Here is a 17,645-nt window from a genome sequence, read left to right on the forward strand (position 1 = left end):
GAAAAATGGAGCCCAAAAGCGCCCTGGAAGGGCCAAGACTAGCGGGAAACGCCGCAGAGTTGCCCAAAAAATAGGCAGCCTGAAAATCCTGCTCTGTTGCGCTTCATCATGCGTGGAAATCAGGGGTTTTTAGAGGTTCCCGAAAGTAGAGTGGCGTTCCGCAGTGACCGAGCGCCCGGTCGAACAGCCTCGCATCCAAACAGGTCTTGAAACCGTCGCAAATGCCCGTATCATTAGCACTCGCCAAGGATGAGTGCTAACAACACCGTCCGACGGGAGTTTGGAGCGGCCGGGTGCACCGGACGCCAATCCAGTTTGTGTGTTTTTTACTGAATCAGGAGCAATGCAATGAACCTTCGCCCTCTGCACGATCGCGTGATCGTCAAGCGTATCGAAAGCGAAACCACGACGGCCTCCGGCATCGTGATCCCCGAAAACGCCGCTGAAAAGCCCGATCAAGGTGAAGTGCTGGCCGTGGGCCCAGGCAAGAAGAACGACAAGGGCGAAGTGATCGCCCTGAACGTGAAGGTCGGCGACCGCGTTTTGTTTGGCAAGTACTCGGGCCAGACCGTCAAGGTCAAGGGCGACGAGTTGCTCGTCATGAAAGAAGACGATTTGTTTGCAGTGGTCGAGAAGTAATTCTCGCCCCTCTGGTTTACTCATCTTTTCATAGCTGTTAACGCTTTCAGGACAAGCGTAACCGGCTGATTTGAATCAAATTTTCAGGAGCTCCATCATGGCAGCAAAAGACGTAGTTTTCGGCGGCGAAGCCCGCGCACGCATGGTTGAAGGCGTGAACATTCTGGCCAATGCGGTCAAGGTAACCCTGGGCCCCAAGGGTCGCAATGTGGTGCTGGAGCGCTCGTTTGGCGCCCCCACCGTGACCAAGGACGGTGTGTCCGTGGCCAAGGAAATCGAACTGAAGGACAAGCTGCAAAACATGGGCGCGCAGCTCGTGAAGGAAGTGGCGTCCAAGACCAGCGACAACGCTGGTGACGGCACCACCACCGCCACCGTGCTGGCCCAGGCCATCGTGCGCGAAGGCTCCAAGTACGTGGCCGCTGGCCTGAACCCCATGGATCTCAAGCGCGGTATCGACAAAGCCGTTCTGGCCCTGACCGAAGAGCTGAGGAAGGCCTCCAAGCCCACCACCACCTCCAAGGAAATCGCCCAGGTCGGTTCGATCTCCGCCAACTCTGACGAATCCATCGGCAAGATCATTGCTGACGCGATGGACAAGGTCGGCAAGGAAGGCGTGATCACCGTGGAAGACGGCAAGTCGCTGCAAAACGAGCTGGATGTCGTGGAAGGGATGCAGTTTGATCGCGGCTACCTGTCGCCCTACTTCATCAACAACCCCGAAAAGCAAGCGGCTTTGCTGGACAACCCCTTCGTGCTGCTGTTCGACAAGAAAATCAGCAACATCCGCGACCTGCTGCCCACGCTGGAGCAAGTGGCCAAGGCTGGCCGTCCCCTGCTGATCATTGCCGAAGAAGTCGAGGGCGAAGCCCTGGCTACGCTGGTGGTCAACACCATCCGCGGCATCCTGAAGGTGGTGGCGGTGAAGGCTCCTGGCTTTGGCGACCGCCGCAAGGCCATGCTGGAAGACATCGCCATCCTGACGGGCGGCAAGGTCATCGCTGAAGAAGTGGGTCTGTCCCTGGAGAAGGTCACCCTGGCCGACCTGGGCCAAGCCAAGCGCATCGAAGTGGGCAAGGAAAACACCATCATCATCGACGGTGCCGGTGCCGCTGCCGACATCGAAGCCCGCGTCAAGCAAATCCGCATCCAGATCGAAGAAGCGACCAGCGACTACGACCGTGAAAAGCTGCAAGAGCGCGTGGCCAAGCTGGCCGGCGGTGTGGCCGTGATCAAGGTCGGTGCTGCCACCGAAGTCGAAATGAAGGAAAAGAAGGCCCGCGTGGAAGACGCCCTGCACGCTACCCGCGCTGCCGTGGAAGAAGGCATCGTGGCCGGTGGTGGCGTGGCTCTGCTGCGCGCACGCCAGGCGGCTGGCGAGATCAAGGGTGACAACGCTGACCAGGACGCAGGCGTGAAGCTGATCCTCAAGGCCATCGAAGCCCCCCTGCGCGAGATCGTCTACAACGCTGGCGGCGAGCCATCGGTGGTGGTCAACGCTGTGCTCAACGGCAAGGGCAACTACGGCTTCAACGCTGCCAACGACACCTACGGCGATATGATCGAAATGGGCATCCTGGACCCCACGAAGGTCACCCGTACGGCCCTGCAAAACGCCGCTTCCGTGGCCTCGCTGCTCCTGACGACCGAAGCCATGGTCGCCGAGGCTCCGAAGGACGAGGCTGGCGCGGGCGGCGCGGGCATGCCTGACATGGGTGGCATGGGCGGTATGGGCGGCATGGGCATGTAATGCCTTGACGGGCCCGAGAGGGCTCGATGCAGATAAGCCAAGGGCCGCGTATGCGGCCCTTTTTCGTTTGGTTATTCGTTTGCATGATGCCCAAACTGATCGGATCAAGAAGCTCTGTTTGACAACCTGTAGTGCGAGTACGGCAGACGCATCAGGGACACATTATTGAGTCGGCATCAACCAACTTGAATGCGTTGATGCGGTTCGAAGCTCTGCGCAAGGCTTCGACAGGCTCAGCCCGAACGGCTGGTTCAAGTTCAAAGGTGCCGACTCAATAATCCCAATGGTGTGGCCACATCGAAGCCGGGTGGTCGTTGACATTGAAACGAATCCGCAGCAAGCCCAGGTCATCATCAGCTCTTGCGAATGCGGCAGGCGCAGTGACAGCAAGATGCTGCAGCAAGAGGGCTGCTAGACTTCCTGCTGCTCTTCCGCCAGCGTGCCCAGTGGCTCCTCCCTCCCAATGACGCCCATGCTCTCCGATAAAAAGCCTGACACCCGGGCGCTGTACGTCTTTATTGCGCTTTTGCTGGCGGCCGTGCTGACCGTTTACCTGCCAGGCCTGGGACACGATCTTCTCTTTGACGATCAACGGCTCACGGACGGTAGCATCTTCGGACAATATGGCAGTCTGCTAACCATCAAGCAGCGCATGATCTCGTATGGAAGCTTCGTCTGGATCGACCAGTTGCTGGGTGCTGGTTGGTGGAAGCAACGTCTGGTCAACATCGCGCTGCATCTAGGCGTGGTAGCCGCTGTCTATGGACTGCTGCGGGCGCTTCTAGCCCACACGCGGTTTCCTCAAGACATCGAGGAGCAGGAACACTTCGAAGCATCCCGACGTGCCGCCCTGCGCATCGGGGTGGCGCTGTTTGCGCTCAGCCCAGTGGCAGTGTACGCGGTGGGTTACCTGATCCAGCGCTCCATCGTGATGGCGACCCTGTTCGCGTTGCTAGCGTGTTGGGCGTTTGTGCGTGCGCTTGAAACTCGGCGCTGGGCGTGGTACCTCGCGGCACTCGCTTGCTACGTACTGGCAGTGCTTTCCAAAGAGCATGCCGTCATGACTGCAGCCCTTGCTTTGCCGCTGTATGTATTTGTGCGACGACCTGATTTCAAGCGCGTGGCAATCGCAGGGGTGGTGGTACTTTTGCTCCTGTCAGGAGCCACGGCGGTGCTCCTGCACTTTTATGGGAGCGTGGTCGGACAGGTATTTGACGAACAATCGCTTGCTTTCGTGCAACAGCTGGAGGCCGTCCAACCAGGAATCAGTGGGCGGATGCTTCCACTGAGCATCTTGAATCAGGCGGGGCTGTTCTTCGGCTACGGGCTGTTATGGCTTGTGCCTTACGTTGGCTGGATGTCTGTTGACCTGCGGCCTGCCTTCCCTCTGGGATTTTTTGTCTCGTGGCATGCGCTAGGGGCTGCGGGCTATGTGGCTCTGATCTTGGGTGCAAGCTGGCTGCTGCTGCGTCGCTCCGGCGTGCTGGCGCTGCTTGGCCTGTTACTGCTCATGCCCGCGCTGTGGTTTGCCACCGAGTTCTCCACCGTGTGGGTTCAGGATCCTATGGTGCTCTATCGCAGCTACCTTTGGGCGGTGACGCTGCCAGGCCTGCTGGCCATAGCGCTGACCGGGTTTACACCGCGCACCATTTACTCTGCTGGCATCGTACTGGGCTTGCTGTTTGCAGTGCTCGCCCTGGAGCGTCACTTTTCTTTGCGCGATGATCTGAGCGCGTGGACAGACGCCAGCGAAAAAATTGACCTCAAGGCGCCGCCGAACGCCGTGGGTCGCAGCCGGGCTTTTGTAAACCTGGGCGCGTATTACCAAAGCCGCGGACTCGCAGAGCAGGCCGAACGGCCGCTTGCCACTGCTGCCGCATTGGGTGACCGTGGCGCGATTGGATCGAGCGCGATGTTCAACAACGGACTGCTCTTACGGTCTCTCAACAAGCACACAGAAGCGCTGAAAGCGTTTGCAGCCGCCGAAACTCTAGGCTACTCGGATGCGCGGCTCTACATCCAGCGAGGCAGGTCGCTCACAGCGCTGGGACAGCACGAACAGGCGTTCAGGAGCTACAGCCTAGCTGCAATTCGCGCCAAGTCCAATCCGCGCGATCACAGCCTGATGCCCGCAATCCTTATCTCGCGCGTCGAATCAGCCATGGCGGGGCAACTCTACGGGGAGGCCATTGTGTGCTTCGAGGAGTTACTCCTGGAAAGCCCCAGGGATCCCCGACTGCGGCTCGGTATGGGCATGGCGCTTGTCGGCAAGGGTGAAGCAAAAAAGGCGCTTGAATGGTTCAACACGCTGATTGCCGAAAAGCCGAGTGCAATGGCTTATTACGGCCGCGGCCTGGCTTACCACCAAATGGGGCAGCACTCGGCCAGCCTGCGCGATCTTGACGAGGCCCTTGGCATTGACCCGCGCAACCCGCAGTACCAAGCCATGCGCTCCACAGTGGCCGAAGCTGCTGGCACGGGTGGCAAAACCTCCCGCCGTACCAAGTAGCGCAGGTTGCAAACTGTGGCCTTGCGCGTACTCCATATTGGTAAGTTCTATCCCCCCTTTCGGGGTGGGATGGAGGTGTTTCTGGCCGACTTGATCACCGCGCAGCGCGCGGCCGGGATTGATGCCGCAGCGCTGGTGCACGGAGCACCGCTGCCCGATGACCCACCCTGGCTGACTCGCGTGCCCGTGCAGTTCCAGCTCATCTACGCTCCGATCGCCATCGGTTTCAGAGCAGCACTGGCCCGAGCCATCGCGCGGCATCAGCCCGATGTCTTGCATCTGCATATGCCGAATAACTCAGCCTTGTGGGCGCTGACTCTTCCACAGGCTGTTGCTATCCCATGGGTGGTGCACTGGCACTCCGATGTGGTCTCCTCTCAGATCCGCTTAGCCGTGGCAGTGGCGTACCGGCTGTACCGCCCTTTCGAGCAGGCAGTGCTTGAGCGGGCCGAGCGCATCATCGCCACATCGCCGCCCTACCTGGAGGCCAGCGAAGCGTTGCAACCGTGGCGCGCCAAGTGCGCCGTCATACCGTTAGGCCTGGGCCCAATGCCGCCCGCCTCCCCCCAATCGCAAACAGCCGCGCCATGGAGCGCGGGCGCGAAGTTGCGTCTGCTGTCGATAGGCCGTCTCACGTACTACAAAGGGTTCGAAACGCTTATCGAAGCCGTGTCGCGCCTGCAGGATGTAGAACTACTGATCGTGGGTGACGGGGATCTGCGCGGCAAACTGCAAGCCCTTATTGATGCCCGCGCCGCCGACGGAGCCCCCCCTCTAATACGCCTGCTGGGCAACGTAACGGATGCCGAGAAAGCCGGCCTGCTTGCAAGCTGCGACGTGTTTTGCCTGGCATCGCGCGAGCGCACTGAAGCGTTTGGCATGGTGTTGTTGGAGGCAATGCACCATGCCCGGCCGTGCGTTGTGTCTGCGCTGCCCGGCTCGGGCATGCCCTGGGTGCTAGCAACGGCGAAAGCAGGCCTACAAGCTTCCCCGGAAGACCCCGCCGACTGGGCCGAAAAGATCTTGCAGATGCAGGCTGATCCCGGCCGCCGAGCCCAATGGGGCGCTGCTGGGAATCGTGCCTTGCCTCAATATTTCTCTATCACCACGTGCACGCGAGCCTTGTCCGCACAATATTTACTAGCAGCCCCCCACGCCGACCATGCAATCCGTCCAGTCAGGGATATGCTGATAGTGATCCCCGCCCGAAACGAGGCGGCTACCATTGGAAGCCTTCTACAGCGCCTGAGCTCCGCGGGGTGGAGCAACGTGCTTGTTATCGATGACCAAAGCACCGACAACACCGGCGCCATAGCCAGTGCTGCAGGCGCGCAGGTGCTCAGGCCCGTGCTGGCCATGGGCGCATGGGGTGGCATGCAAGCAGGCATATCCTATGCACTGCGCCACGGGTATCAGGCAGTGATCACCATGGATGCCGACGGTCAACACGAAGTGGACGAAATTCCGGTGCTGCTTCAGTCGCGCGAATTGGCCGACCTGGTTGTCGGAGCCTTCCCGGAACGTGCGAGCCGCTTGCGGCAACTTGCGTGGAACTGGTTCAGAAAGCTGGCCGGCTTTGATCTGCGCGACCTGACTTCGGGATTTCGGCTTTACAACCGCGATGTGATGGAGATACTAGCGACACCCGAGGCAACCCTGCTCGACTACCAGGATCTGGGTGCGCTACTGCTTGTTCGGCGGGCCGGGCTTGGGATACGGGAAGTGCCGGTCTCGATGAATCTGCGCGCCGTCGGCCAGTCCCGCATTTTCAATTCATGGTTGAGCGTAGCGAAGTACATGGCAGCAACTACACTGTTGTGCATGGCGCAGTGGAATGTAACAGCGGGCCGAAATGCTGTTGGGAAGAAACATTGACGCCTTAGTGCGCTAGACACCGTTGGCGACATTACACAAATTCGCCCCTAAAAAATTTATCAGCCAGACGCAATACGATGGTTTATTGAGCAAGATGACCCATATGCCTCTTCATTAACTTAATGAACCGATCTTGACTGAACAAAGCCGCTCGGCGGCGACATGATTCTGAGATGCCAGGTCCCACGAGAGTTTCTATTTTCTGGACTGCATTTACAACTTCTTGAATCGTTGGGGAGGGGCTTATTAAAACGCCAGTCTCTGTCGGAACAATGGTTTCTAGCAGCCCTCCGTCAGCCACCCCGATTACCGGTTTACCCGCCGCCATGGCCTCGACGGGTGACATGCCAAAGTCCTCATCTACCGGCAGATAGATCACGCATCGGGCATTACCGACCCAGCGTCGCAGCGCCTCGTCGGGCTGCCAGCCAATGAACCGGATGTTGAGTGCATCTCCCGCGATTAACTTTAACCGTTCCAGCTCAGGGCCGCCGGAAAGTACCACCAGCGACTGATTTGGCATTTGCAGGAACGCCCGCACGATCAATTCGACCCGCTTGTTGGGCACCAGCCGCGCGGTAGAGAGGTAATAGCCCTGGTCGCCCAAGCATTGAAAGTGCTGCGTAGCCACCGGGGGATAGACCACTTCGGCGTCCAACCCTGTGTATCGATGAAGCCGGGCCCGCACGTTCTCCGAGTTCACGAAAATCCGGTCCATCCGGCCAATGGCAGCTTCATACTGTTTGCGAAACCACTGCACGAAGATTGCGTACAACGGCCGGAGCCAGAACGGGAAACCCGCCAGCGTGCTGTCGTAAAGATCGTAGGCAAAGCGAGGAATCGTATGACAGTAATAAAGGCGCTGGCCAGATCGCTGCTGGTAAACCGCCAAGGGGGCATAGAAGCCGCTGTAGAGCACGGTGTGTGCCTCTTGTAACCGCTGGGCCCGGAACCGAAAGCACCACATGCTCTCCAGGATTCGGGGAAGGCACGTGGACCAGCCACCCCGCAGTTCCTGAACGTTGGCCGAGGAACCATCCAGCAATGGTTGGGCATCGGGATAGCAACGGCTGACCAAGGCCTGAAAGTCCGGAAAGGCCTCAGCCAGCGTGAGCGTGACACGCTCTGCGCCCCCTGCCACCTGCATGAAATCGTACAGTAGGTAGTTTTTCATACCAGCAGCATCTCCAGACGGGTCAACATGGTTTCTGCACGCGCATTCCAGTCATGGGCTTGCACGAAGTCCTCCGCGAAGCTTGCAGTGCGTAACTGCGCCTGCGCTCCAGCCTGTACGACGGCATCCGCGAATGTTCGGGCATCGTTGCCATAGCAGGCCAGGGCACCCATTCCATGGCGCAGTGCACCCAGATCGGTGCTGGCCACTCCCAATCCGGCGGCGATGTACTCATAAAACTTCAACGGGCGCTCGACATAGCGCATGCGTCCATCCGCCTCGCGAAAAGGGATCAGCCCCACCTCATGGCTTTGCAGGACCGCCGGCAACTCTGCACGGCCTACACTGCCGCGCCACTGCAGGTTCGAAGGCCATGCGCGCTGTGCAGGCGCGCCGGGGGCATACACCGCGAAGGTCCAATCGGGCAGCAAGCGCGCGGCCTGGGCGAGCAAGCCGGTGTCAAGCCAAGCCGTGAGCCCGCCAACATAGACTGCGCTGCGCGGCTGTCGCACTACCGGACTTTGCGCGGCAGGCATCAAAAGCCGGGCCTCTACCCCATTCGGAATGTGCACCACCTCACCCTGCGGGTGCAGCGCACGGGCATATTCCGCCAGAGGGCCAGAGACGGCCCATACTTCGTCGAAGTCGGGGCCGCCCACCATGGATTCGAGCCCGTTGATGAGCACCGGATGCAGATCGCGTGCAAACCCCTGAGGCCAGTCGTTCAGGCGGCATACCTTGGCACGGGCCTTGATCTGGTGCATCAGCAACATATTGGGGGCCACATCGGCAATGCACGCGTCGAAAGTCACATCGCGCAGGGGCGCCGGACACCATTGCCCGTACGCCGGCAACTGCCAAGACCAGCGCAAAAAAAACCGATGCGCAGGGAACGGCGACTGAAGGCTCCATTCGGTAAGCCCCTGCGAAATGCGCACCGAACGCCGCCGCAGCCCACCTCCCCATGCCCTGCACAGCCGAGCATGGCGCTCGCGGCCCACCACGTCGATGGGCGATGAGAGCGTGGGCACGTAGTCGACCGCCCAACCCGCCGCGGCTAACGCCTGCGCCAGATGCTGCGAACCCACCTTGGTTCCACCATCAATGAACGACTGGGTGCCTAAAACCAGCGCACGCATGGTATCAGTGGCCGGTTTTGACACGGCTGGCCAGCAAGCTGCCCACCTCGTCACGAAGCCATTGACGGGTAACCGCCGCATTAAAGCGCTGGCAGGCAGAGTCCGAAGCGCGCTTCATGGCATCGATGTCCTGAGCGGTGAGCCGCGAGAGATGGGCGGCCAGGTCTGCCGCATCGAAGCTGCTGCTGACCACGCCACAGCCAAGCTCCGTCACCAGGGCCTGCATTTCTGGCGAAGGGCCGATGGCAATGGCCAGGCGCGCCTGCATGAATTCGAAGAACTTGTTAGGCAAAGCGTGCAGGTAATTGAAATTGGTAGGAGGCAGCAGAAACAAGCCTACGTCATAGCCGTTGATGTGAGCCGCTATATCTTGCATGGGCACGGGTGGAATGAACCGGATGCGCGCATGCCGGGCTGCCCGTTGCTTCAAGGTGGCAAGATACACGGGGTCTTGCTCCATCAGCATCAGATCAAGGCTGAAGCGATCGTCCAGATGGTCCATCAGATCGATCATCACCTCGATCTTGCGCGAGGCGATGGCTGCGCCATGGTGGATCAGCCGAATGCGGTCGGCACGCGTCGGCCGCACGGGCAAAGCCTGGGGCTCAGGACAATTGGGCATGACGGACACCGGCACGCCGTAGCACCGCTCGTACTCGCGTGCGATGCCCGCGCACACGGTACTCATGCGCGCAACCTGTGGCAGCGCATCTCGGCAGGTGACATCGAAGAAAGGCCCCAGCAATAAGCGCCACGCCCAAAGGTCCTCGAATTCTCGCGGCGCATACTCGTGCGCGTCGAGCCAAACGGGCGCATTGCCCGCCAACCGCAGCGCCATGGGCAGGGCCATGACATCGTTGGCCAATACCAGGTCGAAACCCGCTGGCACCTGCGCTGCGGCCTTCTCCAGCGCGCGGATCTGAGGGTGTTGCCAGTAATAGGCGTCGTAGCACCGGAAGGCCAGACGCAGCGCATTGCGCAAAACCCCTTTACGATCCGCACGCGGCTGCTCGACGGAGGTGAAATGCAGCATCCCGGGTGGGCATTCTCCGAACCCCAACACATGGATTTCATGCTCGTCCTTCAGCGCTTCGTACTGACGCATCACGCGGGGATCGGACGCGATGGGCGAAAGCGACATCAACAGCAAACGAGCCACAGCAACTCAACCCGCGAAATGCTGTGCGTGCCAACGCGTGAAGTTGATCCAGCGCCACACCTGCCAGCTGAACGGGCGTCGCCCCGCAACGACCTGATCGAAAGCCTTGAGCACTTCGTCCTGACGGAAGAACGGCAACTTCAGCGGATAACGCAACCACTCGCGCACTTGCGGCGCCATCTGCAAAAGCCAAGCTTGCTCGGGCGTGGCAAAGCCGATCTTGTCCCGGCGATCCAGAATCTCATCCGGCACCAGCCCTCGCATGGCGCGGCGCAGCAGGTGCTTGGTTTCGCCTTGGGGCGACACCAAATATTCCTCCGGCAGCGTCAGTAAAAAGTCTGCCAGTTCCGTCGTCAAAAAGGGCACCCGGCTTTCTACCGAGAAACGCATCGAATTGCGGTCACCGTGGCGAAGCAGGCCTGGCAGTCCAACGCCGTGCAGCGAGCGGGCCAACTCTGCCACCATGCGGCGACCTGGGGCCGTCTGAAGTGGCAATTCGCGTGGGAAACGCAGCACCACGCCAGCGTCGCCCAACACGCGTCCGTCCAACCAAGGCGGGCAGGCATCGGCACCGTTCATGCGGCGCAGCGCTTGGTAGGCCGCATCACTGGTGTATTCAGCTACGGCAGCCTTGAAGCCCTCTAGGCCCGCCCTGCCCGGCCAGCGCCCCCACTGGCGCAAGAAAGCGGCAGCACTTGCCCACCGGCCTTCGTCCAGCAGGCTACGCACACGCGGCCCTGGGTAGCCCACATAACCGCCGCACAGCTCATCAGCACCTTGACCATCGAGCGTTACGGTCACACCATGCTCTCGTGCTAGCTTGAAAACCCGATACTGAGCATAAATGCTGGTGCTGCCGAAGGGCTCACCCTGGGTGGCAATCATGTCATCCAGGTCGGCAGCCAACTCGCTTGGCTGGATGAAAACTTTGTGGGCCGTGGCACCTGTTTCAGTGTTCACCTGATCCACCCATTGCTCTTCAGAGACCGCGCTGTTCGCAGCGATAAAACTGAACGTGTGGATGGGCGCATCAGGCTCCAGATGCCGTATGCAGCCGACGATGGCGGAAGAGTCCACGCCCCCAGATAGAGCGGCCCCCAGCGGCACATCGCTGCGCAGATGCAGCCGCACGCTCTCGAGAAGCAGGTTTCTTAGAGTTTCCGCTGCGTCATCGAATGACAAACGCGGCGCGACTGCGATGGTGGCTCGCCACCATGAGCGAAGAGTCATTTGTCGCGACTCAACCGAATAGCGAAAACATTGGCCCGGAGGCAATGCCAAAACGTCGCGGAAAAAAGTCCGCTCACCCGTTTCGTAACGGCCATGGACTAAGTAGTCGTATGAAGTCTGCCAATCGAGCTCAGCTGGATGGGGTTGCATGGCTCGCAAAGCGGGCACTTCCGAGGCAAACGCCAGTCCTTCACTGTCTGCGCGGTAATACAGCGGCTTGATTCCAAAAGCATCGCGTGCACCATGCAGATCGCCCGTCCGTCGATCCAGAAGTACGAAGGCAAACATGCCCACAAAGCGTGGCAATGCTGCCTCGCCCCATTCAATCCATGCCTGAAGCAACACCTCGGTGTCAGACGCTGAGCGGAACTGGCAACCCCGAGCTTCCAACGCTTGGCGCAGTTCTCGGTAGTTGTAGATTTCTCCGTTGAAGACCAACACAAATCGACCATCGGCGCTGGTCATGGGCTGGTGGGCCGCCTCCGTTAGATCAATGACACTCAGGCGAGTATGGCCCAACGCCACGCTGTGACCAGGGCCCTGCCAGATTTCAACGCCCTGATCATCGGGACCACGCCTGCGAAGGCAAGCCAAGGCTGGCGCCAAATGGCTCTCAAGCGCTGCCGAAGGCCTATGGGAAGTCAGTCCAGCAATACCGCACATACAGATTACTTTGAATGCAGCTTTGCCCAAAGCCGATTGACACCGTCATTGAAAGGGCGGCGCAAGACCCATGGAATCGAATGCCATAAGGCCAGCAATGGTCCCGGCGCCGGAGGCAGCCTGGATTTCCTCACGGGATGATCGGTGATTTCTGCGGGTAACCCTGAAGGCAAGCCGCTACGGTGAGCAGGCTTGCAGGACTCGATCAATGCATCGTACTCAGTGATGAACTTCTGATAGGAATACCGGCCGGACTGAACAACATCAAAATAGGCTTTGTCCGTTAATCGGTCCAACAAAGCGTCGTCGGACGCAGCAGCCATTACTTCGTCAACATTGGAAAAATCTTTGCGCAAAGGGATGTAGTGGACCCAAGGTTGCAAGATCCCGGAATACCTACCCTCAAAGAGAATCAACGCCGTGCGAAAAGCGATTGCTTCAAAAAAACGGGGAGAAATTTGATTCATGATGGGTTGTTCATCCTCCCAACCCATTCGCTGCTTGAATTCTGCGTAACTCAATTCCGGATTTTCAGTGAGTGCCTCGTTAGCTGCTTTACGCAGGCTGCCGTCAAAATCGAATCGATTGGAGCCGCTCTCAGTCCCCAGAGTGGCTTTGCAAGCCATCAGGAAACGAGGCCAATCGCTGCCATAGATACGCTTGTCTTCATCCCACTCGATGTCGCAAGAAATACCGCGCTGTTTGCAGGCAAGCTGCATACCCTTTGCAATTTCCAATTTCTCTTGACCAAGATCACCGTAAAAATATGGCAATGCCCGTCCTCGATATCCGATGACAATAGGCCGATTAGTTGCCAAGGGAGGCAAAGAGATCTCATAAATCTGCTCAGGACAATAACCAGTCAAAGTAGTGACAAAGCGAACATTAGGGAAGCGTGCAGATGGGTAGATCTTTTCTCTGTGCAGCGGAGGGACGCAAGTGAAAACTATTGAAACACCTAATTCACCAATAGTATCCCAAACATTAGATGTCAGATCATACTCATCTTGAACAAATAATATTTTTTGTCCTGAATGCTTCGAAATTTTTAACCTAAGCGCGGCTGAGATATGCCCAAAAGCCACCCTCGCGCTATAATGAATCAAAATTACATCGAAAAAAGTAAAATTAAATTTCACATCGGGCAACCCCGCGTGCATGTAAAAATGATTATTTGCCGAATATTTTTTAAAGGCGCACAGATGATCAAAAACCGTATTGGTGTAGGTTTCGAAATGATCGTAAAGAATCAGAACATTCATGCATCAATAAATTGATTTTGCCAAAGCTCCAAGCTTAGCAGAGCCCACAAGTTCCGACCATAAACGGATTGAGAATTAAGAACCTGATCAACGGTGAATCCTTCATTTAAATACGCACGTTGGCGCGCACGGGTGCTTCCCAACACATCACCGATGTACTCCCGTGCAGGTCCGCCTTTAGAAAGCCAAAGATTCAACGGCACCGGGAATCCCATCTTATCCTTCCGACTCGTAATGGACTCAGGAAGCACTCCTGAAAACACTGATTTTAACAAGCGTTTCAGCTCTCCATGGCGGAATTTAATATCGGCGGGAATTGTCGCAGCGAACTCCACCAAAGGGTGATCTAAAAATGGCACTCTTGCTTCAACACCATGAGCCATGCTCATTCGATCCTCAACCTGCAAAAGAGCAGGAAGTAGAGTTTTAAAATCGAAATGGGTCATAGCATCAAAATACGATCCGCCCCCAACATTCTCACCTTTAAAAATCGCTTGAAATTCATTATAAGTTGCGGCATGATCAATCACACCGGCAGCCAAGATCGAACCAAAAGTATTTGAACGATTAACCAGGCGCCAATAACGAGCATCCCTCTCGCCAAATACACCTTCAGACCAAAACTCTTGCATCATCGGCTGATACTGTCGCAACGTCTGAAGATTCGGAATAATTGATTCGTACGTGACAACAAAATTTCCATCATGAAGCGTGCCCTCTATAGCCCCTTTAATGCATTGCTCAAAGTAGGCGATTAAATATCGTGCATACCCACCAAAAATCTCGTCCCCACCCTGGCCTCCCAACACGACCTTGACATGCTGCCCAGCGATTTTTGACACCATATATTGAGGAAAGGCGCCCGGCCCAGCAACAGGCTGATCCAAATGCCAAATAACTTTGCCAACGTGACTAACAAAGTCTTCCTCATTAATGTCTGCAATATGAAGCCGCATTCCCTGCTCATCCGCTAACGCCTGGGCATAACTAGACTCGTCAAAACGAGAACCCTCTAAAAATCGGCCATTAAAGGCCTGGAAGCGGCTTTGAGAGCTAGTTTTTCTGGCGATTGACGCCAACAAGCTGGAATCAAGACCTCCACTCACATAACTACCAATTTCAACATCCGATCTTAAATGAATTGCAATAGAGTCTTGAACCAACTCCTTCAACCTAGCCTCAAACCATCTTTCCGTGTGATTATAATCAATATCATAATGCACCTCCCAATATTTTTTGAACACCGGCATCCTGCCAGGCAGCACTATAGCTGTGTGCGCGGCTGGCATCTGAGAAACACCAGAAAGTAGAGTTTTTTCACCCAAGCAAAACTGAAAAGTAAAATAATCGGAAAGAGCTCTTGAGCTTATCTCTTTAGCCTTGACAAACGGCAATAGCGCCTTCACCTCGGACGCGAAGAAAAAAATATTATCCTGCACCATCCAATACAGAGGCTTTATGCCAAAGCGATCGCGCGCAAGAAATAATTCTTGCTTCTTGGCATCCCAGATCGCTAACGCGAACATTCCGCGCAAGCGAGCCACACACTGAGCGCCCCACAGCTGATATGCACGGAGAATAACCTCAGTATCCGATTGAGTAGAAAAGTCCCCTCCAATTTCCCGCTGTAGCTCTATGTAATTATATATTTCGCCATTATAAACTATCGTATATCTATCATCTCCGCTATGCATGGGTTGAGCGCCGGCGTCCAGATCGATAATTGCAAGGCGAACGTGTCCAAGTCCTACAGCGCCATTATTTGCGACCCAACACTTTGACCCATCTGGGCCACGATGCCTTATCGGATCAAGCCCTAGGGTTACTTGATTATGCAAGACATCGATCTCCCGCGGCTGCGGTGGCATTACCCCAAAAATACCACACATATCATTTCACCCTCAAGATTGTCTTTAACACCGGAGTCAGTGGCTTTCTTATCCGAGACGGGACCTTCAGCCATACCGGTACTAGCCGATCCAACGCAATTCTAGAAAAATTTGCACTAGAGAAAGGTAAAATCACAGGCGGCGTGGCCGTAGCGGGAATAGCTCTCAGCGGCACAGTAGTCAGCTGAGAAGGCTGAGCAGGAGCGAATGAAGTTACCGCCCCACCCAGGCCCACAATTTCATGCGTTGGCATCAAGTCTGAAATAATCAAATCGGTCTTTCTCACAAATTTCAAATAACTGTACCTTCCCTCAGCGATTATTTCTCTGTAAGCCTTATCTACCATTGAGTCAATCAACTCAGAATTATTAAGTGCCGCAATGATCTCTGGAATATTCGACCCATCTTTGCGGAGAGAAAGATAATGAACTCCCGGCTTCAATATGTTCGAGTATTGGCCCTCAAAGAGAACGAGGGCTGTTTTCGCAGCAATTGCTTCAAAAATGCGAGGCGATATCTGATTCATCAAACCAGGCTCCTCATGGGCAGCAATCACACAATTATAAATCTCTCGATCATCACACTCAGGATATTTGTCCTTATATTCCAATATTTTTTGCTGCAGGTCACCATCCCAGTCAAATACGTTACTACCACTTTCAGAACCTAACATTGCACGTGATGATTTTATGAAAGCATACCAAGAAGGGCCATAAATACGAGCCTCTTCAGTCCACTCAATGTCGCATGGAATGCCATTGTTCAGACAATAAGCCTTTACCATCTTACCAATCTGAACCTTCTCCTCACCCAACTGACCATATCTTAAAGGCAAGGGCCGGCCTCTGTAGGCAATTGCAATGGGCCTTTTTGAGGGGGGCACATCACTAAGCAACTCGGAAAGATCATGAGGGACGTATCCAGTCAAAACCGAAGTGAATTTCACACCTTGAAATTTTTCAGGAGGATAAATTTTATTGATGCCATCCTCAGGCACAACCGTAAATACCAAATTTATTTTTAATCTTTTAATCCACGCCCAAGCTTTCCGAGTGTGATCATATTCATCCTGAATATATAAAATCTTCAATCCGCGAAAATTCTCAAAAAGGCTGCAGGTGGATTCAGAAATTTGATCGTATGGCAGCCTTATCGAATAATGCAAGGCGATGGCATCAAACCTGCGGTGGTCGACATTTGTTAAGCTCGAATCGTCCTGATGCAGATAAAAATATCTATTATTGGAATAGATCCCAAAACTTGCCACATGCTCATGCACAGTGTTGGTATACGTTTGACTAGCATTGTATAAGAATAAAATGTTATACACAATAACTACCTAACGAGCAGTGTTTACACAGAGACTCAGGGTGAAAATTCAGGTTAATTTACCTCAAGCAAACCCACAACTTATCAACTTTAAAAGAGTTAGTCTTCAATATTTTCGGGGCTCGCTTGGCAACATTCGGATGTATCGCAAAAATACAAAAATGATTCCATTGCGCTTATTAATATGGAAGATATTTTTATCTTTTATATTAATATCACGAGTAAATTTACTCAAGCATCTGCTTTTCTCAAGTATGCCATGACCGCGCCAATTACGACTTACCAAATGACCAAAAAATAATACGATATTTTCCGATGACCATATCAGCGCATATAAGATTCCACAAATATGATTAAGATAAGTTGCTTCCCTGCGGCGCTCAGGATTTTTAAATTTTCACCCTTGGAATTTTCAATGTTTATAATTTATTAGCTTACGCTTATTGATCTTGAAAAACATATTTTTAACTGCTCTTGCTTTTATTCTGAAGCTAAAGGAAATCAATGTTTGCTGGATCGCACTACGTTAATAAAAAGCCAGCGGAATAGATTCATCACAAACTAACTTCGCGGCGCAGTATTAGCGTAATTGCACCATGACCTTCACCCGATGATCAAGAAAAGCAACCTTGCATTACAAGCAAAAAACTAGTCGAAGCGCTCCACTAGAAATATGAACCCAGACAACGACCATCAGACCACCGAAAATGACTTCAAACGCACAACGTGGATAACTATCTCAGCAGAGTATTTGTAAGTTCGACAACTGAAACTCTTGATCGGTACCGTAGGGTGTCGCGTTTTAGTTGCCCACGAGGAAAAAGCTCCTTCAATCGGCAACTATTTCACTACAAAGGTCTATTAACAGACTGCTTAATTTAACAGGCTGCTGACATACCCCCCAAAAACTCTAAAAACTGCATTCTCGACGGCCTCTTACCCCTTGAGAGGCTCAAAAAAAGCTTGTGGCTCGTTTTATGAGGTCTAGCTTTTGCGATTGACATCAGCAATCCAGTACTTCAGAAGC

11 protein-coding genes are annotated in these 17,645 nt (G+C 55.1%); 4 read left to right on the top strand and 7 right to left on the bottom strand.

Translation table 11 applies throughout. The features are described 5' to 3' along the window. Window positions 1-348: 348 nt before the first annotated feature. From ACK543_RS13090 to ACK543_RS13105, 4 genes are all read left to right on the top strand, one after another. The gene (locus tag ACK543_RS13090; RefSeq protein WP_409943281.1) at window positions 349-639 is read left to right on the top strand and encodes a co-chaperone GroES; all 291 of its coding nucleotides are present in this window, start codon (window positions 349-351) and stop codon (window positions 637-639) included. A gap of 97 nt (window positions 640-736) precedes the next feature. Further along, entirely contained in the window at window positions 737-2,389 is a 1,653-nt protein-coding gene (gene groL / locus ACK543_RS13095) for a chaperonin GroEL (protein WP_409943282.1), read from the top strand. A 472-nt stretch (window positions 2,390-2,861) separates the two neighbouring features. After that, a complete protein-coding gene (locus tag ACK543_RS13100) occupies window positions 2,862-4,898 on the top strand; it encodes a tetratricopeptide repeat protein (protein WP_409943283.1) in 2,037 nt (678 codons plus the stop codon). Window positions 4,899-4,913: 15 nt separating this feature from the next. Beyond that, window positions 4,914-6,773, top strand: coding sequence for a glycosyltransferase (locus ACK543_RS13105; protein WP_409943374.1), 1,860 nt, complete (start codon window positions 4,914-4,916; stop codon window positions 6,771-6,773). An 82-nt stretch (window positions 6,774-6,855) separates the two neighbouring features. Here ACK543_RS13105 and ACK543_RS13110 read toward each other — a convergent pair whose 3' ends face one another. From ACK543_RS13110 to ACK543_RS13140, 7 genes are read right to left on the bottom strand one after another with little or no spacing between them, the layout of a single operon-like run. After that, on the bottom strand, window positions 6,856-7,947 hold the full coding sequence (locus tag ACK543_RS13110) for a glycosyltransferase (protein WP_409943284.1): 1,092 nt from the start codon (window positions 7,945-7,947) through the stop codon (window positions 6,856-6,858). Then, a complete protein-coding gene (locus ACK543_RS13115; RefSeq protein ID WP_409943285.1) occupies window positions 7,944-9,086 on the bottom strand; it encodes a glycosyltransferase in 1,143 nt (380 codons plus the stop codon). Before ACK543_RS13115 ends, ACK543_RS13110 begins: the two co-directional genes overlap by 4 nt. Before the next feature lie 4 nt (window positions 9,087-9,090). Then, entirely contained in the window at window positions 9,091-10,227 is a 1,137-nt protein-coding gene (locus ACK543_RS13120) for a hypothetical protein (RefSeq protein ID WP_409943286.1), read from the bottom strand. 24 nt (window positions 10,228-10,251) lie between these two features. Continuing rightward, entirely contained in the window at window positions 10,252-12,138 is a 1,887-nt protein-coding gene (gene asnB / locus ACK543_RS13125; protein ID WP_409943375.1) for an asparagine synthase (glutamine-hydrolyzing), read from the bottom strand. Between the two features lie 5 nt (window positions 12,139-12,143). After that, entirely contained in the window at window positions 12,144-13,400 is a 1,257-nt protein-coding gene (locus ACK543_RS13130) for a hypothetical protein (RefSeq protein WP_409943287.1), read from the bottom strand. Continuing rightward, entirely contained in the window at window positions 13,397-15,289 is a 1,893-nt protein-coding gene (gene asnB / locus ACK543_RS13135; RefSeq protein ID WP_409943288.1) for an asparagine synthase (glutamine-hydrolyzing), read from the bottom strand. The genes ACK543_RS13130 and asnB (ACK543_RS13135) overlap by 4 nt, the downstream gene beginning before the upstream one ends. A 1-nt stretch (window position 15,290) precedes the next feature. Then, on the bottom strand, window positions 15,291-16,568 hold the full coding sequence (locus tag ACK543_RS13140; RefSeq protein WP_409943289.1) for a hypothetical protein: 1,278 nt from the start codon (window positions 16,566-16,568) through the stop codon (window positions 15,291-15,293). Window positions 16,569-17,645: the final 1,077 nt, after the last annotated feature.

The organism is Acidovorax sp. (assembly GCF_046341535.1).
Classification (GTDB): Bacteria; Pseudomonadota; Gammaproteobacteria; order Burkholderiales; family Burkholderiaceae_C; genus Acidovorax.